Origin of the sequence: Paenarthrobacter sp. PAE-2, from assembly GCF_026013155.1 — a bacterium.
In the GTDB taxonomy this organism is placed as follows: Bacteria; Actinomycetota; Actinomycetes; order Actinomycetales; family Micrococcaceae; genus Arthrobacter; species Arthrobacter ureafaciens.
This window is the reverse complement of record NZ_JAPDNV010000010.1, coordinates 56,477-81,357: the sequence shown is the minus strand read 5'-3', so window position 1 is coordinate 81,357 and position 24,881 is coordinate 56,477. Positions and strand designations below refer to the sequence as shown.

Genomic DNA, 24,881 nt, shown 5'->3' with positions numbered 1-24,881 from the left:
GCCGATCGTCGAACTGGCTGGTGATCACTTTCACCGTACCGCGCGCCGGAGGGGCTGTCTGCCTGCGTGGTGCGCCGTTCGCTGTAGGCAAAGAGGCCTTCCGGCTTTACGAACGCGTAGTGTGGATGCTTGGTATGTTCCCTCTGCCGCCGTAGCGGCAGGAGAGAAAATTGGCCGTCAGGCAGTGGCGGCATAGAGAGGCACCAATGCTTACTTCGCCCAGCCCCGAAGGTTCGGTTGACCCGCGTCAAACGCCCGACGCCGATCCCACGTCCGCGGCGCCCGCGCCTCCGGGCGGCTCCAGCCGATACATGATGATGGTTGTTTCGGGCCTGGTTGCGCTGGGCCTCGGCCTGGGAGCCGCTGCCCTTCCGGTTCCTTACGTGGTGGAGTCCGCAGGCCCGACGTTCAATACCCTTGGCCAGGACGGCGATAAACCTGTCATCACTGTGTCCGGCCATGAAACCTACCCGGCCAAAGGCAACCTCGATCTGACCACTGTCCTGATGGCCGGTGGTCCGAAGAGCCCGGCAAGCATCTACGATCTTTTCCGTGCCTGGCTGGATAAATCGAAGGCTGTCTATCCGGAAGAACTGATTTATCCCAAGGGCACCACCGCGGAACAAACCGTTCAGCAGGGCGAGATCGCTATGGAAACTTCGCAGGAGAATGCTGTTGCGGCGGCACTGCGTGAGCTGGACATTCCCTTTGAGCAACGGTTGACGGTCGCGGGGCTCTCCGATGATTCTCCTTCATCAGGCAAACTGCAGGAGGGCGATCGCCTCCTTGCCATCAATGGCAAAGCCATCACGTCCATGAGCGTGGTCCAGGCCGAACTCTCCGCCGGGGCCGGGGCACCGGTGGTCGTCGGGATAGACAGGAACGGATCCACGACGTCGGTCACGGTGACGCCAACCAAGAATGCCAACGACCGTTACGTCCTGGGAATTTTGCTGTCCAGCGATTTCACCTTCCCTTTCGACGTGAAGATTTCCCTGGACAACGTGGGTGGCCCCAGCGCGGGCATGATGTTCGCACTGGGCATCGTCGACACCCTTACTCCCGGTGACCTCACCGGCGGACGGCATGTGGCCGGAACCGGCACCATCACTGCGGACGGGGCTGTGGGGCCCATCGGGGGAGTAGCGCAGAAGATGATCGGGGCCAGGCAGCATGGAGCGACGATGTTCCTCGCCCCCGCAGCGAACTGTGCAGACGTCGTGGGAAACGTCCCGGATGGTCTTCAAGTGGTGAAGGTGGAGACCTTGGCGGATGCCAAGGCCGCCGTGGAGCGGCTCGGCTCGGGCCAGGACACATCGGGCCTCCCCACCTGCGCAAACAACTAGACTGGCCGTGGAACTTAGCTCCGCCGCCACTCGTGGCATATATGACGGCTTCACCTGCACCCAGCTGGGACGGCCGTCGACACCCGCATACCGACTTTTAACTGACGACCAATGAGGTACAGAGTTTGTCCCGTCCCGCCAGCTCCAGCCCACCCGGAAGATCGCCGCTGAGACGAGGTGCCCTGACCCCGACGCTCATTGTCGTGGCCGTGGCGGTCGTCGGGTTCATTTTCTTCGCCAATGTGTGGACAGATGTCCTGTGGTATCAGCAGTTGGGCTTCTTCGAGGTCTACATCCGCGAGAACCTCGCCAGGATCATCACGTTCATCGTCGGCTTTGCCATGATGTTCGCCGCCGTCTTCTTCGCAATCCGGATCGCCTACCGGTCCAGGCCGGTGTATGCCCCGGACGCCGAAGCCCGCGACAACCTCAACCGCTACCAGGCGCAGCTGGAACCTGTGCGCCGGGTGGTCATGGTCGGCCTGCCTATCCTTTTTGGGCTCTTCGCCGGCAGCGCTGCCGCCAGCCAGTGGCAGAAGATTCTTCTGTTCTTCAACCAGGAACCCTTCGGACAGGCGGATCCCCTGTTTAACCTTGACATCAGCTTCTACCTGATGTCATTGCCATTCCTTGGTTTCGTCACGGGATTCCTGATCAGCATCGCCGTAGTTGCGGGTATTGCCGGCATCCTGACCCATTACCTCTACGGCAGCATCCGGCTCATGGAGCGTGGGGTCTTCACCAGCCGTGCAGCCCAGATCCACATCGCCGTCACAGGCGCACTGTTCCTGCTGCTGCTTGGTGTCAACTTCTGGCTGGACCGTTACACGACGGTTCAGAGTGCCTCCGGCCGTTGGGCCGGTGCGCTCTACACGGACGTCAACGCCGTGGTGCCAACCAAGGCCATCCTGGCCGTGGCGGCAGGCCTGGTAGCTATCCTGTTCATCGTCGCCGCAGTCATCGGCCGTTGGCGCCTGCCGGTCATCGGCACCGCCATGCTGATCATCACCGCGATCCTGGCCGGCGGCGTCTACCCTTGGGTGATCCAGCAGTTCCAGGTACGCCCGTCGGAGAACACGCTGGAACGGGAATTCATTTCCCGCAATATCAATATGACCCGTTCCGCCTACGGTCTGGACAAGATCGAGGTATCGGCCTACAATGCCACGACGACGGCGCAGAGCGGTGCGCTTGCCAAGGACGCCCAAACGGCCGCGAACATCCGCCTCCTGGACCCCAACCTTGTGTCCTCGGCGTTCTCCCAGCTGGAACAGTACCGTCCGTATTACCAGTTCCCGCAGACGTTGAACGTGGACCGTTACACGGTGGACGGAAAGGTTCAGGACACGGTGATTGCCGTGCGCGAACTCAACCCCGATGGTCTCAGCGCCAACCAGCAAACCTGGGTGAACCGGCACATCGTCTACACCCACGGTTACGGCGTAGTAGCAGCCAAGGGCAACAAGTTCACGGTCGACGGCAAGCCGGAGTTCCTGCAGTCCGGTATCCCGTCCAGTGGTGTCCTCGGCAACGACACTTCCTACCAGCCGCGCATCTATTTCGGCGAGAATTCGCCTGAATACTCCATTGTGGGCGCTCCGGAGGGCTCACCCCACCGTGAGCAGGACCGGCCGGCCGGGCGTGAAGGCACCGGGGAAACCCAGTACACCTTCACTGGAAACGGTGGACCGAATGTTGGCAACTGGCTTAACCGGATTCTCTACTCCATCAAGTTCCAGTCCTCGGACCTGCTTCTGTCCGACGGCGTCAACGAGAAATCCCAGATCCTGTACGACCGCAACCCGCGCGAACGTGTAGAGAAGCTGGCGCCTTACCTCACGGTGGACGGCAATGCCTACCCGGCTGTGGTGGATGGTCGCGTGAAGTGGATCGTGGACGGTTACACCACGAGCCAGTACTTCCCGTATTCCCAGCCGCAGCAGCTGCAGAACGCCACCGCCGACTCCCAAACGACTGCCGGACGAACGGTTGCCTTGCCAAACAGCTCGGTCAACTACATCCGTAACTCGGTCAAGGCGACTGTTGATGCCTACGACGGCTCGGTGACTCTCTACGCATGGGATGAACAGGATCCGCTCCTGAAGGCATGGCAGAAGGTCTTCCCGACCACGCTGAAGCCGTACACGGAGATGTCCGGTGACCTTATGAGCCACGTCCGCTACCCGGAGGACCTGTTCAAGGTCCAGCGTGAACTCCTGGGCCGTTACCACGTGACCGACGCTGACAGCTTCTACCAGAACAACGATGCCTGGAGCGTTCCGAACGATCCAACGGTCTCGGAGCCGGTCAAGCAGCCGCCGTTCTACATGTCGCTGCAAATGCCCGATCAGGACAAGCCAGCGTTCCAGCTCACCTCGTCCTTCATTCCGCAGACCGTCAACGGAAATGCGAGGAACATCCTGTATGGCTTCCTGGCTGCTGATTCCGACGCCGGCAACGTCAAGGGTGTGAAGGCGGACAGCTACGGCAAGTTGAGGCTGTTGCAACTTCCCACTGACACGCAGGTGCCGGGCCCCGGCCAGGCGCAGAACAAGTTCAACTCCGATCCCACCGTGTCCCAGGCATTGAACCTCCTGCGACAAGGAGCCTCGGATGTATTGAACGGCAACCTGCTGACGCTCCCCGTGGGCGGTGGCCTGCTGTATGTGCAGCCGGTCTACCTGAAGTCGACGGGTGAGACGTCGTACCCGACGCTGCAGCGCGTCCTGGTGGCCTTCGGCGACAAGATCGGCTTCGCGCCAACGCTGGATGAGGCGCTGGACCAATTGTTCGGCGGCAATTCCGGTGCGAAGGCCGGGGACTCCGATAACAATGGCCAGACTCCTGCAACTCCGCCGGGTACCACCACGCCTGAGGCTCCGGCGGACGCCAAGGCCGAACTCAAGGCGGCACTGGATGAAGCCAACAAGGCCATCACGGACGGCCAGGCCGCTCTCGCCAAGGGCGACTTCGCCGCTTACGGAACCCAGCAGACCAAGTTGTCGGAGGCCTTGAAGAAGGCACTCGACGCCGAGGCCAGGCTGGGAGCAACTCCCGCACCGGCGGCGACGCCCAGCGCTACGCCGTCGCCCTCCCCAAGTAGCTAGTCCTTATAGCAAGGCCGGTGCCCGCTCCCACCAGGAGCGGGCACCGCTTTTTAAGGAAGCCTGTGCCGATTCTTAAGGAAGCCGGTGCCGAAGCCTTTACAGGAGGCCGGCGCTGGGCTCCCGGTCAGGGGAGACGCACATCACGGCTCCAGGATTTGGACTGCCGGTCCGCGGACGGTAATGTTGTTGGAGCGACGCGGGGTGGAGCAGTTCGGTAGCTCGCTGGGCTCATAACCCAGAGGTCACAGGTTCAAATCCTGTCCCCGCAACTGGAGAAAAGATCCGGATCAGTAATCACTGGTCCGGATCTTTTGTTTATGCGTATCCAGCACCGTCCTGATGCGGTGCTAGCATCGATTCCCGAACAGCTGGGCACGCCGATCGCCGGGAAGGGCCAATGGTCGAAGAAGACTTCACACAAAAGCTTGAGGGCCAGGTCCTGCAGCGGAACAGTCCCGTGGCCGTGTACCAACAGGTGGCCGATGTCCTGGCGGACCACGTCAGCCGCCTGGAACCGGGTGCGAGGATTCCCACGGAGGAGTCGCTGATGGAAGAGTACGGAATCAGCCGCACCACCGTCAGGAAGGCCATGGAAACCCTCGTAGCCAAGGGGCTCCTTGTGCGCCGCCAAGGCAAGGGAACATTCGTCATGGCGCAGCGCCCTGCCCGCATGCTCAACCGGCTGGCCCCCTTCATGGAGACCTTCACGGCTGCCGGGATGAAAACGGTCAAGGGGTTGATCGAGTACAAGTGGATGGAAAAAGACAACACCGTCCCTGCCAAGCTCGTTTCCGCGGACAACCTTGTCCTGGTCATCCGCCGTTCCTACTCCAGCGGAGGATGGCCCTACGCCATAGCGGAAATCTTCATCCCGTCCCATATCGGCCGGCACATCAGCCTTGCTGACGCAGAACGGAACTCCATCTACCAGGTGATCCAGGACAGGACCTTGAAACCCCTGCAACGGGCCGAGATTACCGTGACCATGCACGCACCGCCTGAGCACCTTGCTGACGCCCTGAATGTGCGGGAGTTCCCGGTAGTGCCGCGGCTTGAGAGGACCACCCTGGGTGCCGATGACGAAGTCCTGGAGTGCACTGTGACGTACTTCCATCCCAACGGTTTTGAGATCCGGGCCGAGGTGGCCACCGAAGCGGCTCCGGCCCGGCCCACGACGGACCCGGCAGCGTTTCCGGTTCCCTGAGCAGGCGCGGCGGGTAGGGAGCCCAATCATCCCGGCGTTAAGCAAAACTGGCCGGCCCTTGGAGGACCGGCCAGTTACTCGACTCAGTGATCAGTGACCCGAGGCAGTGATCAGAGCTTGTCGAAATCTGCTTCGTCGATGGTTACACCGCTGGAGGCGGGGGCGCCGCTTCCAATGGCAGGCTTGCTGCCACCGGACTTGAGGGCTGCCAGGCGTGCTTCAATCTCCGTCTGCTCGCCCAGATCTTCGAGCTGGTTGAACTGTGCGTCGAGGCTGGAGGCAGCCAGTTCCTGCTGGCCGAGGACCTTGGCCTCTTCGCGGCGGATCTTCTCTTCGAAACGGCCCACTTCGCTGGTGGGGTCCATGATGTCGATGCTCTTGAGGGCGTCGTGGACCTGGGACTGTGCAGCTGCGGTTTTGGAGCGGGCTACCAACTCGTTGCGCTTGGCGGTGAGCTGGTTCAGCTTGTTCTTCATCTGGTCAAGGCCGCTCTTGAGCTTGTCCACCACTTCGGTCTGCGAAGCGATGCTCGGCTCCGCTGCCTTGGCCTCGGACTCGGCTGCCATCTGACGCTGGATGGCAACCTTGGCGAGGTTGTCAAACTTCTCGGCATCCACGGTGTCACCGGAAGCGCGGTATTCGTCGGCCTTGCGGGAGGCAGCCAGCGCCTTGTTGCCCCAGTCCTGGGCGTTCTTGACGTCCTCGTTGTAGTCGGCCTGCAGCATCCGGAGATTGCCGATGGTTTGTGCCACTGCGGACTCGGCCTCGGCAATATTGTTCGTGTAGTCGCGGACCATCTGGTCCAGCATTTTCTGCGGATCCTCGGCCTGGTCCAGCAAAGAGTTGATGTTTGCCTTCGCGAGCTGTGCGATCCGACCGAAAATGGACTGCTTAACCATGGTGTTGCCTTTCGTCCTGCTCAGTGGAAGCCACTGAAATCAGTGATCAGTTGTTGTACCGCTTAGGTGAATGGGGCCAGGGGCCCACCTGGTTCGTGGTGGCGGGAACCAGTTTGTGTTGCCTAGAAGCTGCCGGAGTCGCCTCCGCCAAAGTCGCCACCGCCGAAGTCGCCTCCGCCGCCCCATCCGCCGCCGGAGTCGCCACCGAAGAAGCCTCCTCCGCCGCCGTCGCTGTGGCCACCGCCCCATCCGCCGCCTCCGCCGTTGAGGATGGAGTTGATCAGGATGCCACCCAGGATGGCGCCGCCAAGTCCGCCGCCGCCTCCGCCGCCTCCGAACATGCCGCCACGGCCATAGCCCTGGTCGGCGTAGCCGAAGTGGTCGACGTCGGCCTGTGCCAACTGTGCCGCCTGCGCCGCGAGCGAGTGTGCCTGCTGTGCGTAGGTCAGTGCAGTGACGGGATCATTGCGGGAGATGGACAATGCGTAATCCAGGTTCCGTTGGGCCTCTGCCAGCCGGGTGCGTGCCTCGGTGCCAACCCCACCGCGGCGTGCGGTGATGTAGTCGCTGGTTGCACTGATCTGGGCTTGGGCAGCCATGATGGTCTGCTGCAACGAGGACTGTGCGCGGCGCGCCTGTTCCTGTTGGTCCCGGATGCCGGAGAGGGCCTGGTCCAGGGCCTGATGCGCCGTTTCCACCCGCGTCAGGGTTGCGATGGGATCGATCTTTCCGCTGCTGATTTCATTCTTGACCTGCGCCAGGGCTGCTTCAACGCCAGCTACCGGTCCGGCGAGCTCGGGGTGCTGTCCGGACTGGATCATTGCCCTTGCCTGCGCCAGGTCCTGGCTGGTTTCGGCCACGGCGCTTTCGAGCGAGTTCCGGGCTTCGTCCAGGCTGCCGGCGGTCTTGGAGATCGCGTCGATCAGCACGTTGGTCTGATGAAGGCTCTCTTCGGCGGCGCGCACCGCAACAGCAGCAAGGCTGTTTTCGCCGGAAGCGAGTTTCTCCCGGGCTGTTGCCGCCGCGTTCTGGACGAACGCGAGCCGCTCCTTGGCCTGCAGGATGTTGTCGGAAACCTGCGCCGACGCGGAGTCCGCGTACTTTGTCCGAAGAGCCTCGAGAGACTGTTCGGCGCTGGCAATTCGTGCGTCCGCTTCCCGTGCCCCGTTCGTTACTGCCGCGAGTGCCTGGGGAGCGTTCTTCTCCAGTTCGCGCAGTGAATCGAAATCGGCTTTCTGGTCACGGAGGGAGGCCAGCGCGGCCTCGGAACGACGGATGATCTCGCCGAGCCAGCTCCGCTGCTGTTCCTCGGTGTCGGGGATATGGTCGTCGAGCTGCTGCTGCAGCTTGAACGACTCCGTCATGTGGTTCTTGGCTTCCTGCAAGGCCTTGGTGAAGTTGCCGATGGCTGCATCGCCGTACTGTGCCTGCGCGAAACCGAGTTCCTGCTCGCTGGACTTGATGGCGTCATCCGCCTCGATCAGCAGCGATCCGCTCCTTTGGCGAAGCTCGGGAATGCTGAGGCCGGCCAAGGGGTCCAGCTGCCCGCTCTGGGGACCATACCCGGCGTCGGAAGTCTGGCCGGCCTTCTTGCGCCGATTCCGCAGGAACAGGTAGGTTCCAGCACCGGCGACGGCCACAGCGCCGACTCCCACCAGGACGCCGGCTCCGCTGTTGCCACTGGGTACGGTGCCGCTTCCGCCGCCGGCGGCGTCGCCAATGGCGGCTGCGGTGTCAATGGCTGCCTGGGCGTAGTCCTTCTTGCCGCCGGCAAGGTTCGCGACAATGGCATTCTGTGTGATGTTGGTGCGCTTGGAGTAGATAGAGCTCTGGGAATTCGGGGCGAAGTAGTACTGGCCGGCAGTCGATATCGCCAGGATGACGTCCGCCTTGCCCATCTGCTTCTTCTCGGCCACGGCCTCGCCCCAAGCCTTGGGATCGGAGGGGTTCTCGAAGGAGTTAACCGTCACCACGTAGAGGTTGTACTTGTGGTCCTTGAGCGTCTTCTGAATGGCGTCCTGGACCTCGCCCTTCCGGCTGCCAAGGACGTTGGCGTCATCGACGATGTTTGTGCCGGATGGAATGGTGACCGGGTCCGCAGCCCAGGCCGAGCCGGCCGGGAGGGCCAGCACTCCAGCCACGCCAATCACGGCGAGTACACGTTTCACTATTGACCGCATGTGCAACCCTTCAGCACGTCTGCGACTGGAACAGGGCGAACCAATCGTCACAGAATGCTCAGCGCCCCCACGCATGGTGTAAAGCCGCAGGTCGCTGTGGCAATTCCTCTTGATTCTATGGTGCACCCCATACCCCGTCCACAGGGCTGAATATGCCACCAGCGAAATACAGGAGAAACCCCGAAGTTCCGCGCGTTGAAGCCTTCAGCGCCGGTGGGGACAGCGTGTTCCCGGGCAGGAAAGGGGCCTTTCAGTAAGCTCCCAGCAAACGTCCGAAATTGTTCCAGTCAACGGGTCCATAGTTGAGGTAGGTCAGAACGAAAGGACACCCCCATGACGGAGAACCCAGCTCAGGGAAATGCACCGGAGAACCGCGAGCCTTCGGCGCCACGGGACGGTACGGGCACTTCCGATGCCAACCCCACCCGGCAGCAACCCGCAGCCGGCTCCGGCTACGGAGCTCCTGCCCAGCCCACTGCCCCCTTGCCGGCGTTCCAGCCGGGCGCCGAGGGAGGCCGCCCCGCCGTAGGCCCGCAGTTCGCCCAACCCCAATACGGACAGGCTCAGCACAGCCAGCCCCAAACAAGCCAGTCACAGCCCGGCCAACCCCAACACGGCCAAGCGCAGCCCGGAGGCTACCAGCAGCCGGACCGGGCCCCGTACGGCGGAGGCTACCCAGCTGCCGGGCAGCGGCCGGAGTACCCCCAGCGCCACCCGTTCTACGGCGCACAATCCACCGGCGGCCACGACCCGAACAGCAGCCACGCACGGCAGGGCCAAGGCACTTACCACGCCCCCGGCCAGCAGCCCTCCGGGAAAACGAAGGCCAAGCCGGTCTTCGGCGTCGGGACACTGGTTGCCAGCATCCTGGCAGCGGGCCTCGTGGGCGGCGGAGTGGTGGCTGGTACCAGTGCGCTGATGGATGAGCCTGCCACGGCGTCCTCCAGCAGCGGCCAGTCCAGCACCCTGATCGTGAACAACAAGGACGACGTCAACGTCATTACGGCTGCTGCCGCAAAGGCGTCACCCAGCGTTGTCACCATCAAGGCCACCAGCGGAAGTGAAGGTGGCACGGGCTCAGGCATCATCATTGATGACCAAGGCCACATCCTGACCAACACCCACGTGGTGACGCTGGACGGCGCTACGTCCAACGCCGCGATCGAAGTCCGTACCAGTGACGGCAAGGTCATGAAGGCCACGATCGTGGGCACTGACCCGCTGTCCGATCTCGCGGTCATCAAGGTATCCGACGCCTCCGGGCTGGTGCCGGCCACGCTGGGTGATTCCTCCAAGATCAACGTGGGGGACACCGCCGTCGCGATCGGTTCGCCGCTTGGACTCACCGGCACGGTGACCGACGGTATTGTCTCAACGCTCAACCGGACCATCAGCGTTGCCTCGTCAGCCGTTCCCGAGGATGGGCCGGACAACAGCCAGGGCAACGACGAGGGCTTCCAGTTCGCTCCGCCGAACGGCGGCCAGAGCCAGCGCTCGGCGAACGAGGGATCGATTGCCATCAACGTGATCCAGACGGACGCCGCCATCAATCCGGGCAACTCCGGCGGCGCCTTGGTCAACAGCAAGGGCGAGATCATCGGCGTCAACGTCGCCATCGCCTCGGCTGGCAGCGGCAATTCCGATTCTTCGACCGGCAACATCGGCGTTGGGTTCAGTGTGCCGATCAACCACGCGAAGCGGATTGCCCAGGAAATCATCGACAACGGGAAGGCCAGCCACGGACAGTTTGGCGTGTCGGTCAGGTCAAAGTCGTCCACGGGCGGCAATTCCGGTTTCTCGGTGGGCGCTGAAGTCGCGTCAGTGACAGCGGACTCGGCGGCCGCCAAGGCCGGCATCAAGGTAGGGGACGTCGTCACCAAGTTCGGCGACTACGCCATCAGCGACCCCAACCAGTTGACTGCCGCCGTCCGCGAACAGCCTGCCGGTGCCAAGGTCAAGGTCACCATCGAACGCAACGGCCAGTCACAGGAAGTCGACGTCACGCTCGACGCCGCCAAGTAGGCCGGACCCAACGTAAAGCTGGACCCAACGTAAAGTACGACGGCGGGAGGCACCTGCGGTTGGCAACCAACCCATGGTGCCCTCCCGCCGTCGGGCGTCCGCCGCGGGCGAGGACCGATCCTGAAACAGGAGTTAACCCCGCAATGGTTTTTTGCGGGCAATATGCTTAGCTAGGGGGAGCCCACGCGTTGGGCGTTTCACGGCCACGTTTACTGCGGTTGGCCGTCCACAAGCATGGAAGGCTGCTTCGAAGACAGTGGAAGAGACATTGAAGATTGTCGTTCTGGTCAAGCACGTCCCGGACGCCCAGTTCGACCGGCACATCACAGGACCGGGCAACACCACGGACCGTGACGAAAGTATCTTGTCCGAACTGGATGAATACGCCCTCGAGGCCGCGCTGCAACTTGCTGAAGAACGCGGCGGCGCCAAGGCCGGCAACGAGGTCATCGCACTGAGCATGGGTCCCTCCGGGGCCGTGAACTCGGTCAAGAAGTCGCTGCAGATCGGTGCCTACTCCGGAGTGCACCTGAGCGATGACGCGTTGGCAGGATCCGACGCCGCTGCCACGTCCTTGGCCCTTGCCGCCGCCATCCGCCACATCTCCTCCGACGGACGTCCCGTGGACCTGGTCCTGACGGGCATGGCTTCCACGGACGGGGAGACGTCCTTGGTTCCCGCGCAGCTGGCCGAGCGCCTCGGCCTCCCGCAGCTCACCTTCGCCTCCACATTGGAGGTCAACGGCCGCACTGCCGTGGCACGCCGGGATGCGGGGACGCACTCGGAAACAGTGGAAGCGCAGCTGCCCGCGCTCGTCTCTGTCACCGATCAGATCAACGAGCCCCGGTACCCCAACTTCAAGGGCATCCTGGCAGCCAAGAAGAAGAAGATCGCGTCCCTGACGCTGGCCGACGTTGGAGTTGATGCCTCCCAGGTGGGTCTCGCCGGATCCTGGACCGTGGTGGAAACGGCAGAGGCCCGGCCGCCGCGGACAGCAGGCACCATCATCAATGACGAAGGCGACGCCGGCATCAAGCTGGTCGACTTCCTGGCCGCACAGAAGCTGCTCTAAGAGGACTGCACACATGGCAAACGCACTTGTTTTCATTGACAACCCGGGAGCATCGCTCAAGAAGAGCAGCCTGGAACTCCTGACCCTCGCCCGCCAGCTGGGGGAGACCGCCGTGGCGGTCAACGGTGAACTGAACGACGACGCCGCGGCGACCCTGGGCGCCTATGGCGTCACTGCCGTGTACCAGCCGTCGTCGAACGATCTGGGCGATTACCTTGTGGGGCCCAAGGCCGCTTACCTTGCCGCCGCTGTGGCGGCCTCGGGAGCAACCCGCGTGCTCCTCGAAAACTCGCCCGAGGGCAAGGAGATCGCCGGGCGGCTGGGCATCAAGCTCAGCGCCGGAGTCATCACGGATGTTGTTGGGGTGGAAGCCGATGGGACAGCCCATAAGTCTGTCCTCGCCGGCTCGTACAACACCTCCGCCAAGGCCACGACGCCAGTTGCCGTGCTGACTGTCAAGGCGAACTTGATTGAACCGCAGCCTGCAGATACCGCTACCACGCCGGAGGTTGCCAAGGTGGAAGTTCCGGCCGACGCTACCGCGGCGGCAGCGCGCATCTCATCCCGCGAGGCCAAGCCTGCCTCCGGCCGTCCGGACCTGAGCGAGGCCCGGATCGTGGTGGCAGGTGGCCGCGGTGTTGATGGCGACTTCGGACCGCTGGAGGAACTGGCGGACGTCCTGGGGGCTGCCGTTGGCGCTTCACGAGCCGCAACGGATGCCGGTTGGATCGGCCACGACGCCCAAGTGGGCCAGACCGGCGTCACCGTCTCGCCACAGCTCTACATCTCTGCGGGTATTTCCGGAGCGATCCAGCAGAAGGCCGGCATGCAGACCTCCAAGGTGATCGTGGCCATCAACAAGGATGCCGAATCTCCGGTGTTCGAGATCGCCGACTTCGGGATCGTTGGAGACCTCTTCAAGGTCCTGCCCCAGGCTACAGCCGAGATCAAGAAGCGGAAGGGCTAGTTCCTTGGCTTTTGACGTTTCGTCATCGAAGAGCCCGTTCAATGCCTCCACGGAGCGCGTTGAGCGGGTGCTTTGTTTTACTGCCCACCCGGACGACATCGACTTCGGTGCTGCCGGCACCATTGCTGCCTGGACCGCTGCGGGCGTCCAGGTAAGTTACTGCATCATGACCGACGGTGACGCCGGCGGGTTTGATCCCGTGGACCGTGAGCGCATCATTGAGCTCCGGGCCGAGGAACAACGGCACGCGGCTTCCCTGGTGGGAGTGCAGGATATCCACTACCTGCATGAGCGCGACGGGTACTTGGAGCCGACACACGAGGTCATCAAGCGGGTGGTGGAACTGATCCGCCGGATCCGTCCCCAGATTGTCCTGACGATGCACCCTGAACGGAACTGGGACCGGATCCAGAAAAGCCACCCCGACCATCTGGCAGCGGGTGAGGCCGTGACACGGGCAATCTATCCTGCAGTAGAGAACCCGTTCGCCTACCCGGAACTCGCCGAGGCCGGCCTTCAGGCTTACAAGCTGCCCTGGCTATGGTTCATCTCCAGCCCCGGATCACTGGAAAACCACTTTGTTGACGTCACGGACCACGTGGACTCGAAGCTGGCGGCCATCCGGATCCATGCGAGCCAGCATCCCGACGTGGCGCACATGGAACGCGTGGTGCGGAACAACCTGATCGCGAACGGAGGACGCGCGGGCTTCCCTGAAGGCCGGAGTGCTGAGGCGTTCCACGTGGTGGCCGTCAACGGAAACAGCACCATAGCAGGGTTCTGATATTGCCCTGATGTAACCCCTGCCATATGCTTGACCTCGGTTAAATCATATTTATTTGAGGAAGGCGGACTTTGATGGCGAAGACTGCACAACAGCCCGTTCTGGTGATCATGGGGGTCTCCGGTTCCGGCAAGTCGACGGTAGCGGGCGTACTCGCAGGCAAGCTTGGCTGGGACCTGGCCGAGGGCGACGACCTGCATCCGGAAGCAAATGTGGCAAAGATGCACGCGGGACAGGCGCTCACCGATGAGGACCGCTGGCCGTGGCTCGGCACCATCGCGGACTGGATCAAAGCGCACACTGCCGCAGGCACTCCGGCCATCATTACGTGCTCCGCCCTGAAGAAGAAGTACCGGGACGTCCTCCGGGGCGAGGGCGTGGTCTTCGTCTTCCTGCAAGGCAGCAAGGACAGGATCTCGGACCGGCTTGCTTCCCGGCACGGTCACTTCATGCCGGCGTCCCTCCTTGAGTCGCAGTTCGAAGCGCTCGAAGAACCGACCGAGGACGAGAACTACGTTTCGCTGTGTGTTTCGGCCTCGCCCGCCGAAGAGGCGGACGAGGTCATCGAACGCCTTGGTCTCCACCCGGTTGGCGCCGGCGCGGGCTGACCCGGGCGGGTGCCTGCCATCAAGCGGAGCCGAGCGGTACCACCAGGACAGGGTCGCTGGTGGGGGCCTGCGATCCGCCGGTGGGCTCCACCGTAATTGCCACGGAAGACGCCGCGGACAGTCCCTTCACCACAGCAGGCTTTGAGAGGGTTTCGGCATCCATGGTGCCTTGCGGGACAGGTGCCGAACCGTCCTTGGGGAGGGTCCACAGCTGATACACCTTGCCTGATGGGGCAGGGGCTACGCCGTCCATAAGGACCACGAACGAGTCCTTCGCCGACGACGCCGAGATCGTGGCGGTGCCGCCGCCGGGAACGTCGGCCGTCTTCTTCCGCACGTCCTGGGCTTGGAGGACCTGGGCGACGGGATCGTTCTGGCCTGCCATGTAGCCGCCGATGCCGACGCCGGCCACGGCGATGACGGCGGCGGCCGCAGCTCCGATCAACCAGCCACGGGCACCGCCAAGGCGACGCCTTTCGGCGCGTTTGGTCCGTGCTCCGTCAAGATCCGCGACGGCGGCCGGTGCTGCAGGTTTGTCAGCCACCACAGGTGCGCCCGGCCCCTGTTCGGCGTCAACTCCCTGGGCGCGGGGCTCGTGGGCGATCTTCTCCATCAAGTCGTGGAACAGGCGGGCCGGGGGCTCTTCTTCGGCGGTAAAACTGATGGCCAATGTTTCCCGGGCCTGCCGGACGCGCTCAAGGAACTCAGGTCCTTCGGGAGCGTCCTTGATGTAGTCATCGATCAAGGCACGTTCGGAATCGGTAACGGCGTCCAGGGCATAGAGTTCTGCCAACTCCAGGACGCGGCCTTCGGCCAGGTCGGTTGCGATGTCGTTCGCGAACATTTTGCGGATGAATCCTCCACTGCTTTCGCTCAAGTCAGCCCACCCCCAAGCACGTCTTGAGGCGCAGGAGGCCGTCCCGGATCCGGGACTTGATGGTCGGCACGGCTGCGCCGAGTTTTTCTGCGACTTCCCGATACGTGAGGCCGCCGTAATAGGCCAGCCGGACAGACTCCTGCTGGGTTTCGGTCAGTGTTCCCAGGCAGCGGCTCACAGCTTCGGCTTCGAGGTTGGTTCCAACTTCCTCGGCCACGACGTCATGGTCGGGATCCTGGCTTGCCGCACCGTACCTGGCTTCGCGGTCCGAGGCGGCCTGGACCGCCCGAACGCGGTCAATGGCCCGGCGGTGGGCGATGGTCATCAGCCAGGCCATGGGGCTTCCCGCCGAGGAATCGAACTTGGCAGCGCCCTGCCACACCTGCATGAAAACTTCCTGGGTGGCATCCTCGCTGAGGTCCGGGTCGATCAGGACGCGTTTGGCCATCCCGTAAACGCGTCGGGAGGTGAGCCGGTAAAAATCCGCAAAGGCCTGCTGGTCGCCGTTGGCAACCAACTCAAGCAAACCGGCCAGCTGCGAACCCACGTCAGTTGCCGGGGCGGTTTCAAAAACCGGGGGAGCGGGGTTGTTGGGGGTGTCCATCACTGTCCAGCATATGTTGTCCAGGGGCTGACGTGCAGGCCAACCGGGCCCAGATACTGTCGCTGGAACATTGCGTGGCGGCATGCCCCTCTCCAGCGTACTCACATGCGTCTCCTTCCCGGCCTTCGGCGGCTCTTTCCCGCATCAGGTATTCGGAGCCGCAGCCGGTCCGGATGGCTACAGTTTGGCTCCGGCGAAGCCGTTCTGGCGCCATGCCTCGAACACGGCGATGGACGCTGCGTTGGCCAGGTTGAGTGAGCGCAGGGAAGGAAGCATGGGCAGCCGGACGCGTGCGGTGACGTGCGGGTCCTGCTTCAACCACTCAGGCAAGCCGACGGATTCGGGCCCGAAGAGCAGTACGTCGCCCTCTTGGTAGGCGATATCGGTGTAGGTGGTGTCGCCGTCGGACGTGAATGCGAAGACGCGTTGCGGCTGGAGTGCCGCCCAAGCGGCGTCAATGTCCTGATGAACGGTCACGACGGCGAGGTCATGGTAATCGAGGCCGGCACGGCGAAGTTTTGCGTCCGAGAAGTCGAAGCCCAGCGGCTCAACCAGGTGGAGCTCAGCGCCGGTGATGGCGGCAAGGCGGATGGCATTTCCGGTATTGCCGGGAATTTCGGGAGTGTGGAAGAGGATGCGGAACACCGTCCCATCCTAGCGATGCCTGGAGCGGCTGCAGGTCAGTGCATGCCCCGCAGCAAGCGTGCCAGGACCGGCACAACCACGGTGTTCGGCGCGGGCCCGGAACTGAGGAACTGCTTGAGCCCCCGGGCCAGGCCTGCACCGTTGACTATTTCCACTCCACCTCCGGAACGGGATTTGCCGTAGTGGTCGATCACGGGCTCGTGCAGATTGCCGTCGGGGCTGTGCAGGACAACCCACCCGGTGACGTTGAGCTCGGGAAAAAGGTCCTGCATGTGCCTGACGATGTGGGCCAGTTGCGGGGGAGCGATGGAGCGGCCGCCGTGGCGTAACGATTGGCCGTCCCAGGCATAGGCACCCTTGGGGAGCAGCATCGAGCCGACCAGGGCGAGCCGGTATCCGGACAGCACGGCGTGGTCAATGTGGTTGTTGTCCGACGGGGACCGCAGCCCGTTGATGAGCCTGGCCGCAGGAATAGCTGACAGGACCTGTTTGCTGATGAGCTGGACTGTCCGCGTTTCCCGCTGGATACGGGCTTCTGCCCCGAAGATGCCCCGCCTGCGGGGCATGCCATGCATTTGCTGCACGGCCTCTGCCCGGGAAATGAGGGGAACTTCGTTGGGGTCATCGAACGCGGGAACGTACACCGGGGCGTCCCCGGCGGTGTTGCGGGGGGACTGCGGGCGCCTGACTCCTGCGGAAGTGGTGGACCCGCTGGCAGGTCCCTCGTAAGCTGCTGCTCCGGAGCGGCCCGGGGCCGGGGTATTGGCGGCGTACCTGCGGTCGTACTCCGCCCGGCGGCGCGGGTCGATCAGGGTTTCGTAGGCCAAGGTAACCCGGCGGAAGATCTCAGCGTCTCCGCCATGGTCCGGGTGTGCCTTCCTGGCGGCCTTGCGGTAGGCCTGTTTGATCTCCTTGTCCGTCGCGGTGACGGACACGCGAAGGACCTGGTAATGCGAACTGTTGCCGTCGGCCAAGCACGGGCCCTTCTCTAGTCTGGTGCGTCCCTCTTTGCATCCACAGGGGAGGGGCGCGGTTCCGGCCAGTTTATCCAGCCAACAGTTGAACGTTCGCAGTGGTGGCTCCGGTTCCCGGCCGGGCGGCTAGACTCAGTCGGGCAGGACGGCGAGTGAGGAGCAACAGTGGTACGCAATGTTCGACGACGGCTGCTTGGCTTGGGTGCCGTGGCATCAGCCGCAGTCCTCGGCGCCTGTAGCGTCAACGTGCCTGACCCGGCCGCTCCGAAGCCGTCGCCGGTGGAATCCACGTTATCGACACCGACTATTACGCCCGGCCACGATGCAGCTGCTGTCGCGGCGAAGGATCTGCCGTTGAGCGCCGGGGCCAGCCTGGTACCGGGGGATCCGGTGACCATGGAGTCCAAGTTGCAGGAAGTCCCGGGGTGGTCATTGGTCCATGCAGCCAAGCAGGGCGAGGACGAATATAAGAAGTCCGATGGTTGCGTGGCGGTCACCCGCGTCTCGATCAATCAAGGGCCCCTTGTCGAAGCCGGAAATGACGAGGCCTCCACAAAGGCCATGTTCCAGTACATGAATCCCGCGATCGACCCCGGCCGGCTGACGCCTGTGACACTTCGTTGGGGGCAGGATACGGACAAGCCGCTGAGGAAAGTGGAACTGCTGGCGCTGGAATCCTCAGCGGCAAATGGTGCTGCTTCCGCAGTGGTTTTGGGTCGGTTGTTCAGCGGCCCGGCCGCGTCCGTTTACGTGTCCATCACGTGCCCCGATGACGCCGCCCTGGCCAAGGCGAGGGCCGACGTCGAAACCGGCGTGGTACTGGTACCACCCGCCTGAGCAGCTGCCGGCCTACTTCCCGTGCCTTGAAGCAAGCCGGTTCAAGGCCAGGGCGCCAACCAGGAGGCCGAAGTCCCGCAGGGCGACGTCGAAGAAGCTGCCCAACACCAGCAGGTTGACGATGATCCCCAGAAGCCACAAGGCCACAATGACCGAACCGATCCGTGGCCGCAGGGCGACAATGATGCCGGCAATGACCTCGATGATGCCCACGCCATACATGAAGGTCTGGGCCGGAACCGGGATGACGGTGGTCGCCGCGGGCGCCAGATAAGCGGTCCAGTCCGTGAGCAGGTTGGTGAACTTGTCCACGCCGAACAGGATGGGCGCCACCGTAAAGATGGTGCGCAGCAGGACGAACGCCTGACGGGATGTGCGGTCCTTCAACACCGTGGTGGTGGAGACGGCGTGTGCAGTTGAAGGTTCCATGGCGATGCTCCCTTCTATAAATAGGTATCTTGATTTTAGAATCGCCGGGATGATTAATCAACGAATGTTGTTTTTAGAGATAGCCTTGAACCATGAGCAAGCAGAAGGCCCCGTGGCTGGCCAGGATTGCGGCGCTGGCGTCCATGGACGACGCGAACCGCCGTGCCCTCTTCAGGTACGTCGGCGACGCGGCCGATGCAGTGGGGCGGGACCAGGCGGCAGAAGCACTGGGTATTCCGCGCAGTACCGCGTCCTTCCACCTGGATCGATTGGTCCGTGACGGAGTGCTGCAGGTTGAGTTCCGGAAAACCTCGGCCAAAAGCGGTCCGGGTTCCGGGCGGCCTTCGAAGTTCTACCGGACGTCCGTGGATGAAGTGGGCGCTTCGGTTCCGGACCGGCACTATGACCTTGCCGGCGACGTCATGGCGCGTGCCATCTCCACATCTCTTGGCAACGGCGGGTCCGTTGCGGAGGCTCTTGAGGCGGCTGCCCACGGCAAGGGACGCGAATCCGGACGGCCCGGAGAATTTTCAGCCGTCCTGGCCGATCTTGGGTACGAACCCGTGGAGGACGGCAGCGGTGGATACAGGCTGCTCAATTGTCCCTTTCATCGGCTGTCCCGCGACCATGCGGACGTGGTGTGTGCCATGAACGGAGCGTTGCTCAAAGGGGCGGCGGAGTCGTCCGGGCTGCCGGCTGACTCCGTGGTGCCCGATCCGGGGCCCGGCCACTGCTGCGCCCGCATCACCGCAGCTCGATAGAATTGCAGGGTGCCCGTATACCTTGACCACGCCGCCACCACCAGCATGTCGGCCGAAGCGCTCGCCGTCATGACCCGCGAACTTGCCCGGACGGGAAATCCTTCCTCCCTGCACAGTGCGGGACGCCGGGCGCGACGGACGGTGGAAGAGGCCCGTGAAACGCTTGCCGCTGCCGCGGGTGCGCATCCTTCAGAAGTCATCTTCACCTCCGGCGGTACGGAGGCCGACAACCTGGCCGTCAAGGGCTTGTATTGGTCCCGGCGGGACGCGGACCCGAAGCGGACACGGATACTCTGCTCCGCCGTCGAGCATCACGCCGTCATGGACGCGGTGGAATGGCTCGAGCGGCACGAAGGTGCCGAGGTTGCCTGGCTTCCGGTTGACGCTCAAGGCGTGATCCGGTTGGACGCCGTTGAGAGCGAAATTGAGCGTGATCCCGGCTCTGTGGCCTTGATGACCGTCATGTGGGCCAACAACGAGGTAGGGTCCATCCAGCCCATCCCGGACGTCGTCCGGCTCGCGGCCCGCCACGGAATTCCGGTTCATTCGGATGCCGTCCAGGCGTTCGGCGCCGTGCCTTTGGACTTTCGCTCCTCCGGCCTGGCCGCCATGTCGGTCTCCGGCCACAAGATCGGCGGACCCGTAGGTGTGGGCGCCCTTTTCCTGGGCCGGGCCGTCTCCCTGACGCCCGTGCAGCACGGCGGCGGCCAGGAGCGCGACGTGCGCTCCGGGACGCTGGACACCCCGGCCATCGCGGCCTTCGCTGCTGCCGCTGAGGCCGCCGTCGCCAATCTGGACGGCGAAGCCGGGCGGCTCAGCTCGTTGCGTGACCGCCTCATTGCCGGCGTGCAGAAGGCAATTCCTGAGGCAGTGCTGCGCGGCGCTCCGGCTCAAGGTCGCTTGCCCGGCAATGCCCACTTCACGTTCCCCGGCTGCGAAGGTGATTCGTTGCTGTTCCTGCTTGACCTGGCCGGAGTCGAGTCCTCCACCGGTTCTGCCTGCACCGCGGGAGTTCCCCGGCCCTCCCATGTCCTGCTCGCCATGGGCATGGACGAAGACACCGCCCGGGGCGCGCAGCGGTTCACTCTGGGCCATTCGTCCACAGACGCTGACGTGGAAGCCCTATTGAAAGCACTGCCGGATGCGTACGCGCGGGCACGCCAGGCGGGTATGGCCGGCCATGAATCGAGCATCCAGACGGCCGCCACCGAAGCCCGGAACGGTATCCGGGCCTAGCTTGGGCGGTCTGCGGATGGGTTGCGGGATCTCCTGCTATGCAGCAGCCGCAAACTCCTCCAAGGGGTTGGCCGGATCCAGGAGTCGCGATACGTCCACGGGGACGCGCCCTGAAATCAACGCCTTGATCGGTTTCTGGACCCGCCTCTGGTTAACGCTCATCCCTGCGACCACCTGACCCGTGCCGTCCTGGGCGTTCCGGATCCAGAATGCCGTAAAGCTCCCGTCCTCCATTGAGCCCCTGATGGCGGGCTCGATGCCGGTAGTGAGCGACGGAAAACCGGAGTATTCCATGCTGAGGGTGAACTGGTCCGTATAGAAGTACGGGACCGCGTCGAGGACGGCGTCCTGGCCCAGCATGGACTTGGCCGCCACCTTTCCGCCGTTGAGGGCATTGGCCCAGTGCTCGCTCCGGTGGTGCTCGCCGGTAAAGGGGTGCAGCGCATTGGCTACGTCTCCGGCTGCGAGGACGTCCGGTGCGCTGGTCCGCAGTGAGGCATCCACTACGACGCCGTTGCGCACCTTAAGGCCTGCCGCTTCGGCCAGTGCCGTGTCGGGAACGATGCCGACGGCGATGATCGCCAGGTCCGCTGGAATCTCAGCCCCGGTGGTGGTGGTGACGGACGAGGCGTGCCCGCCGCGTCCTTCGATGGAAACCGCACTGGCCGGCAGATGGAATCTGACTCCGTTGTCCTCGTGCAGCCTCCGGAAGTAGGTGCCCAGTTCGGGGCCGATGGCTGTGCCCAGCGGGATATCCTCCAGGCCAAGCAGGGTGACCTCGTTGCCGTAGCTGCGTGCCGCCGCCGCGAGTTCCATGCCGACCCATCCTGAACCGATCATGACCACCCGCCGTCCGCCTTGCTCCAGGAGCGAACGCAAGCGGATGCTGTCGTCGAAGGTCCGGAACGTCATGACCCCCTCAAGCTCTGAGCCCGGAAGGGGGATGCGACGGGGTTGGGCCCCTGTTGCCAGCAGCAACTTGGCGTACTGCCGGAAGCTCCCGTCGTCCAAGGCGACCGAGTGCTCCCTGGTGTCAATGGCTGTCGCGGAAGTGCCCGTGAGGAGCTCCACATCGTTTTCCACGTACCACTGCGAGGGCATGACCGGCACCGATTCCTCATCGGCCTTTCCCAGGAGGAACTCTTTGGAGAGCGGCGGGCGGAGGTAGGGGTTCCGGGATTCGGCCGCAAGGAGGGTTATGGGTCCTTCGAACCCCTCGGCGCGCAGTGTCTTGGCGGCGGTAGCGCCAGCCAGGCCTCCGCCGGCTATGACCATTCGTTCAGTTGCCATGTCAACTCCGATTCTAAAACTGGTCTCTTTGACTTTAGAAGCGTTGGGGGCGGCAGTCAAGGAAAACTGTCCGCTCAAGGGAATCGGCTAGAATAGATGGGCGCGCCGACTGACCTGAGCCGGATCCGTGCCACCAATCCCCATCACAGAAAGCCAGCATGCGAGTACTTGCAGCAATGAGCGGCGGAGTTGATTCCGCTGTAGCAGCCGCCCGGGCAGTCGAGGCCGGGCATGACGTCGTCGGAGTCCATCTGGCGTTGTCGCGCATGCCTGGAACCCTCCGGACGGGAAGCCGTGGCTGCTGCACCATCGAGGACTCCCGCGATGCCTGGCGCGCCTGCGATGTCCTGGGGATCCCGTACTACGTCTGGGACTTCTCGGAACGCTTCAAGGAAGACGTCGTCCAGGACTTCATTGACGAGTATGCGGCAGGTCGGACGCCGAACCCCTGCATGCGCTGCAACGAACGCATCAAGTTCGCTGCGCTCCTTGAGAAGGCCATCGCCCTGGGCTTTGACGCCGTGTGCACCGGCCATTATGCCAAGGTCATTGAGGACGCGGACGGCAACCGGGAGTTGCATCGTGCCGCGGACTGGGCAAAGGACCAGAGCTACGTCCTGGGCGTCCTCACCCATGAGCAGTTGAAGCATTCCATGTTCCCCCTGGCTGACACCCCCTCCAAGGCCGAGGTGCGGGCCGAAGCGGAACGGCGCGGCCTTTCCGTGGCCAACAAGCCGGACAGCCACGACATCTGCTTCATCTCCGACGGCGACACCCGGGGCTGGCTTGCCGAAAAAATCGAGATGACCACCGGAGACATCGTTGATGAAACCGGCAAGAAGGTCGGCGAGCACCCGGGGGCCAACGCCTTCACAGTGGGGCAGCGCCGTGGTTTGAAGCTGGGTACCCCGGCCGCCGACGGCAAGCCGCGGTTCGTCCTTGAAATCCGCCCCAAGGAAAATAAGGTTGTGGTTGGCCCGGAGGCGTTGCTGGCCATCGATGAGATCCGGGGGATCAAGGTGTCGTGGGCAGGCCTGCCGATCGCGGAGGTCGCGACAGGCGAGCAGTTCCCGTGCCACGCCCAGGTCAGGGCCCACGGTGATCCGGTTTCGGCAACGGCCCGGGTCGAGTCGGTTCAGGACGATGCCGGTGTTGAACGGACTGAACTTGTGGTCACCTTGACCGATTCCTTGCGCGGAGTCGCGCCCGGGCAGACGGTGGTCCTGTACCAGGGCAGCCGCGTTCTCGGACAGGCAACCATCGACGCCGCCCGCTCACTGCAGAGGGCCGCCCTCTAGCTGGTTGCCTGACAGGCGGGCGGACGCCCATACTTGCCTCAGCAGCGTATCCGCTGCGGTGGGGTCCGCAATGGGGACGGCGATGGCAGTGGCATTTCCGAAGAAGAGCCCTGGTGACATCAAGGCGGGGCAGACGGTCTCAGTGACCGTCCTCGCGGAAGGGCCCATAGGCGCAGCGGGATCGCCGCCGCTGACCGCCCAGGTCCGGATACCCGTAGAACGTCTTCGCCGCGGTCCGACAGGCAATCGCTACGCCGTCCACATCCGTAAATGGCGGGGCACGACCGTTTCCCCGGTGACCCTGACCAGCAAAGGCGATCCATGGCAGCTGTTGTCCCAGCCTCCGCCGTCGGACCTTCGCGAACTCCTGGATGACACCCGCTTCCTGGCCCAGCACGTTTACGGGGTGGCCATGCACACCCTGGATATTTTCGAGACCACCTTGGGCCGCCGCATGCCGTGGAACCCGGAGGGCAGGCTGATCCTCAAGGCCCGGGACCTGGTCACGGCAACAGACACCGGCTACGAGCGCGGGAGCAACACCATCCGCTTCGGTTCCGTTGACCGTATGGGTTACAAGGTGCCCACGGCCCTCTACCGGGACATCGTGGCCCACGAGGTGACCCACGCGATCCTCGACGGGTTCAGGCCGGCCTGGGCGGATCAACTGGCTACGTTGGAGCAGCTGGCCATGCACGAGGCCTTGGCCGACCTGGTGGCAATATTGTCCGTTTTCTCTTCCAGGGACATCGTGTACCGCCAGCTGGAGGCAGCTGCCGGAGGCTTCGAAGCGGGCCAGGCGGTGGATGATGGCTTATTGCTGCGCTCGCTGTTCGACTTTGCCCGTGACCTGTTCGCGCGCGGGCCGTTGCGGGAGCCGTTTGTCGGCGCAATTCCGGAGAACTGGCAGCAGTTCCCGGAGCCCCACGCGAGGGGAGCTGTCGTAGTGGGGGCCGTGCTCCGTGCCGTGCAGAAATTGTGGTCCGAGCGAAACAACCGTTTCGGGGAAGCGCAGAGCCTGCACCAAAAAGCGGAGTCCGGTTCGATTGTCGCCACGAGGGTCTTGCGGATGGTGATCAGGGGGCTGTCCTATATGCCTCCCGTTGACGTCGGGTGGCGTGACCTCCTGCGCGGGATCATCGCGGCGGACCTGGACATGGTGCCTGAGGACCCGCATGGCTACCGCGAAGCGCTGCAGGCCGAGTTTTCAGCCATCGGCATCCGGCGGGTGTCATTGAACAACATCAGCGGCGTGGAGAATTACCAGGGGCTCCGTTATCCCGTCAGGCTTTCCGCGCTGGGCTCCGACCCCCAGGAAGTGCAGCGTTTCGTCTGGGAAAATCCGAGGCTCCTGGACGCGGCCCGCTTGGAGCGCCGTACTCCATTGAGTTCCACCCGTGTCCGGACATCGGAAAGGGTCTCTCCGGACGGGTTCATTGTTTCCGAAATCGGCGCCTCGTTCATCCAGACTGTGCGGATGAGCAGGCGCGAAGCATTCGTCCGGCTTGGCCTCAAAACGCGCAGGGAGTATGTGGACATCCGCGGGGGAGGGCTGCTGAGGTTCGACGCCGGCGGGCGCCTCGTCTATGCGGCCCTGAAGCCCGTCATGGACAGGGAACGGCAGGGGCTGCTGTTCGGCTCGGACGAGGAACACGACATCGAGGAAGCCGCTTCCTCCGGAGTCAAGGCCAAGTTCCACTCCACCGGAGAGTAGGCGTCACCGGGAATACAAGCGCTGGAC

At 63.7% G+C, this 24,881-nt stretch carries 21 protein-coding genes and 1 tRNA gene; 14 read left to right on the top strand and 8 right to left on the bottom strand.

Annotated features, from left to right (window positions below; genetic code table 11):
* Positions 1-206: 206 nt before the first annotated feature.
* The 4 genes from OCL88_RS08730 to OCL88_RS08715 all read left to right on the top strand — a co-directional run bounded on the left by OCL88_RS08730 (position 207) and on the right by OCL88_RS08715 (position 5,657).
* The gene (locus tag OCL88_RS08730) at positions 207-1,346 is read left to right on the top strand and encodes a PDZ domain-containing protein (protein ID WP_264962246.1); all 1,140 of its coding nucleotides are present in this window, start codon (positions 207-209) and stop codon (positions 1,344-1,346) included.
* Positions 1,347-1,471: 125 nt separating this feature from the next.
* A complete protein-coding gene (locus OCL88_RS08725) occupies positions 1,472-4,453 on the top strand; it encodes a UPF0182 family protein (RefSeq protein WP_166183394.1) in 2,982 nt (993 codons plus the stop codon).
* 195 nt (positions 4,454-4,648) lie between these two features.
* A tRNA-Met gene (locus OCL88_RS08720) sits at positions 4,649-4,722 on the top strand.
* 128 nt (positions 4,723-4,850) lie between these two features.
* Positions 4,851-5,657, top strand: coding sequence for a GntR family transcriptional regulator (locus OCL88_RS08715; protein ID WP_193593218.1), 807 nt, complete (start codon positions 4,851-4,853; stop codon positions 5,655-5,657).
* Positions 5,658-5,767: 110 nt separating this feature from the next.
* Here OCL88_RS08715 and OCL88_RS08710 read toward each other — a convergent pair whose 3' ends face one another.
* The gene (locus OCL88_RS08710; protein ID WP_062097300.1) at positions 5,768-6,556 is read right to left on the bottom strand and encodes a PspA/IM30 family protein; all 789 of its coding nucleotides are present in this window, start codon (positions 6,554-6,556) and stop codon (positions 5,768-5,770) included.
* 122 nt (positions 6,557-6,678) lie between these two features.
* A complete protein-coding gene (locus tag OCL88_RS08705) occupies positions 6,679-8,736 on the bottom strand; it encodes a TPM domain-containing protein (protein ID WP_264962245.1) in 2,058 nt (685 codons plus the stop codon).
* A gap of 333 nt (positions 8,737-9,069) precedes the next feature.
* Between OCL88_RS08705 and OCL88_RS08700 the strand changes: the two genes are divergently transcribed.
* The 5 genes from OCL88_RS08700 (at position 9,070) to OCL88_RS08680 (ending at position 14,189) form a co-directional block, all read left to right on the top strand.
* Complete coding sequence (locus OCL88_RS08700) at positions 9,070-10,758, top strand: S1C family serine protease (RefSeq protein WP_166183388.1); 1,689 nt, start codon at positions 9,070-9,072, stop codon at positions 10,756-10,758.
* A gap of 268 nt (positions 10,759-11,026) precedes the next feature.
* Positions 11,027-11,830: an electron transfer flavoprotein subunit beta/FixA family protein gene (locus tag OCL88_RS08695; protein WP_021471836.1), complete on the top strand. Its 804-nt coding sequence runs from the start codon at positions 11,027-11,029 to the stop codon at positions 11,828-11,830.
* Between the two features lie 13 nt (positions 11,831-11,843).
* On the top strand, positions 11,844-12,797 hold the full coding sequence (locus OCL88_RS08690) for an electron transfer flavoprotein subunit alpha/FixB family protein (RefSeq protein ID WP_069695179.1): 954 nt from the start codon (positions 11,844-11,846) through the stop codon (positions 12,795-12,797).
* A gap of 4 nt (positions 12,798-12,801) precedes the next feature.
* Positions 12,802-13,581: a PIG-L deacetylase family protein gene (locus OCL88_RS08685; protein WP_264962244.1), complete on the top strand. Its 780-nt coding sequence runs from the start codon at positions 12,802-12,804 to the stop codon at positions 13,579-13,581.
* 74 nt (positions 13,582-13,655) lie between these two features.
* Positions 13,656-14,189 (top strand): gluconokinase, encoded by a 534-nt coding sequence (locus OCL88_RS08680; RefSeq protein WP_193593221.1) that lies wholly within the window; start codon positions 13,656-13,658, stop codon positions 14,187-14,189.
* A gap of 19 nt (positions 14,190-14,208) precedes the next feature.
* Here the strand turns inward: OCL88_RS08680 and OCL88_RS08675 are convergent, their stop codons facing one another.
* From OCL88_RS08675 to OCL88_RS08660, 4 genes are all read right to left on the bottom strand, one after another.
* The gene (locus OCL88_RS08675; protein WP_264962243.1) at positions 14,209-15,033 is read right to left on the bottom strand and encodes an anti-sigma factor; all 825 of its coding nucleotides are present in this window, start codon (positions 15,031-15,033) and stop codon (positions 14,209-14,211) included.
* A 34-nt stretch (positions 15,034-15,067) separates the two neighbouring features.
* Positions 15,068-15,670, bottom strand: a complete 603-nt coding sequence (gene sigK / locus OCL88_RS08670) for an ECF RNA polymerase sigma factor SigK (protein WP_166183379.1) — start codon at positions 15,668-15,670, stop codon at positions 15,068-15,070.
* Between the two features lie 177 nt (positions 15,671-15,847).
* A complete protein-coding gene (locus OCL88_RS08665) occupies positions 15,848-16,315 on the bottom strand; it encodes a tRNA (cytidine(34)-2'-O)-methyltransferase (RefSeq protein ID WP_021471842.1) in 468 nt (155 codons plus the stop codon).
* A 35-nt stretch (positions 16,316-16,350) separates the two neighbouring features.
* Positions 16,351-17,289, bottom strand: a complete 939-nt coding sequence (locus tag OCL88_RS08660; protein ID WP_264962242.1) for a J domain-containing protein — start codon at positions 17,287-17,289, stop codon at positions 16,351-16,353.
* A gap of 165 nt (positions 17,290-17,454) precedes the next feature.
* On the opposite strand from OCL88_RS08660, the gene OCL88_RS08655 reads away from it, so the two are divergent.
* Positions 17,455-18,126: a hypothetical protein gene (locus OCL88_RS08655; protein ID WP_264962241.1), complete on the top strand. Its 672-nt coding sequence runs from the start codon at positions 17,455-17,457 to the stop codon at positions 18,124-18,126.
* Between the two features lie 12 nt (positions 18,127-18,138).
* Here OCL88_RS08655 and OCL88_RS08650 read toward each other — a convergent pair whose 3' ends face one another.
* Complete coding sequence (locus OCL88_RS08650; RefSeq protein WP_264962240.1) at positions 18,139-18,555, bottom strand: hypothetical protein; 417 nt, start codon at positions 18,553-18,555, stop codon at positions 18,139-18,141.
* A 92-nt stretch (positions 18,556-18,647) separates the two neighbouring features.
* Here OCL88_RS08650 and OCL88_RS08645 point away from each other — a divergent pair, with 92 nt between their 5' ends.
* Both OCL88_RS08645 and OCL88_RS08640 read left to right on the top strand, forming a co-directional pair.
* A complete protein-coding gene (locus tag OCL88_RS08645; RefSeq protein WP_264962239.1) occupies positions 18,648-19,316 on the top strand; it encodes a helix-turn-helix transcriptional regulator in 669 nt (222 codons plus the stop codon).
* 9 nt (positions 19,317-19,325) lie between these two features.
* Positions 19,326-20,552 (top strand): cysteine desulfurase family protein, encoded by a 1,227-nt coding sequence (locus OCL88_RS08640; RefSeq protein WP_264962238.1) that lies wholly within the window; start codon positions 19,326-19,328, stop codon positions 20,550-20,552.
* A 36-nt stretch (positions 20,553-20,588) separates the two neighbouring features.
* Here the strand turns inward: OCL88_RS08640 and OCL88_RS08635 are convergent, their stop codons facing one another.
* On the bottom strand, positions 20,589-21,842 hold the full coding sequence (locus OCL88_RS08635) for an NAD(P)/FAD-dependent oxidoreductase (protein WP_264962237.1): 1,254 nt from the start codon (positions 21,840-21,842) through the stop codon (positions 20,589-20,591).
* Between the two features lie 176 nt (positions 21,843-22,018).
* On the opposite strand from OCL88_RS08635, the gene mnmA reads away from it, so the two are divergent.
* Complete coding sequence (mnmA, locus tag OCL88_RS08630) at positions 22,019-23,140, top strand: tRNA 2-thiouridine(34) synthase MnmA (RefSeq protein WP_410868467.1); 1,122 nt, start codon at positions 22,019-22,021, stop codon at positions 23,138-23,140.
* Positions 23,141-23,222: 82 nt separating this feature from the next.
* On the top strand, positions 23,223-24,854 hold the full coding sequence (locus tag OCL88_RS08625) for a hypothetical protein (RefSeq protein WP_166183364.1): 1,632 nt from the start codon (positions 23,223-23,225) through the stop codon (positions 24,852-24,854).
* The last annotated feature ends 27 nt before the right edge of the window (positions 24,855-24,881 follow it).

Excerpts from the sequence above, each read along its gene's own strand:
- OCL88_RS08730 (WP_264962246.1), top strand. The coding sequence starts at position 207 with ATGCTTACTTCGCCCAGCCCCGAAGGTTCGGTTGACCCGCGTCAAACG.
- OCL88_RS08715 (WP_193593218.1), top strand. The coding sequence starts at position 4,851 with ATGGTCGAAGAAGACTTCACACAAAAGCTTGAGGGCCAGGTCCTGCAG.
- OCL88_RS08710 (WP_062097300.1), bottom strand. The coding sequence starts at position 6,556 with ATGGTTAAGCAGTCCATTTTCGGTCGGATCGCACAGCTCGCGAAGGCA.
- OCL88_RS08705 (WP_264962245.1), bottom strand. The coding sequence starts at position 8,736 with ATGCGGTCAATAGTGAAACGTGTACTCGCCGTGATTGGCGTGGCTGGA.
- OCL88_RS08700 (WP_166183388.1), top strand. The coding sequence starts at position 9,070 with ATGACGGAGAACCCAGCTCAGGGAAATGCACCGGAGAACCGCGAGCCT.
- OCL88_RS08690 (WP_069695179.1), top strand. The coding sequence starts at position 11,844 with ATGGCAAACGCACTTGTTTTCATTGACAACCCGGGAGCATCGCTCAAG.
- OCL88_RS08680 (WP_193593221.1), top strand. The coding sequence starts at position 13,656 with ATGGCGAAGACTGCACAACAGCCCGTTCTGGTGATCATGGGGGTCTCC.
- OCL88_RS08675 (WP_264962243.1), bottom strand. The coding sequence starts at position 15,033 with ATGTTCGCGAACGACATCGCAACCGACCTGGCCGAAGGCCGCGTCCTG.
- sigK (WP_166183379.1), bottom strand. The coding sequence starts at position 15,670 with ATGGACACCCCCAACAACCCCGCTCCCCCGGTTTTTGAAACCGCCCCG.
- OCL88_RS08650 (WP_264962240.1), bottom strand. The coding sequence starts at position 18,555 with ATGGAACCTTCAACTGCACACGCCGTCTCCACCACCACGGTGTTGAAG.
- OCL88_RS08645 (WP_264962239.1), top strand. The coding sequence starts at position 18,648 with ATGAGCAAGCAGAAGGCCCCGTGGCTGGCCAGGATTGCGGCGCTGGCG.
- OCL88_RS08635 (WP_264962237.1), bottom strand. The coding sequence starts at position 21,842 with ATGGCAACTGAACGAATGGTCATAGCCGGCGGAGGCCTGGCTGGCGCT.
- mnmA (WP_410868467.1), top strand. The coding sequence starts at position 22,019 with ATGAGCGGCGGAGTTGATTCCGCTGTAGCAGCCGCCCGGGCAGTCGAG.
- OCL88_RS08625 (WP_166183364.1), top strand. The coding sequence starts at position 23,223 with ATGGCAGTGGCATTTCCGAAGAAGAGCCCTGGTGACATCAAGGCGGGG.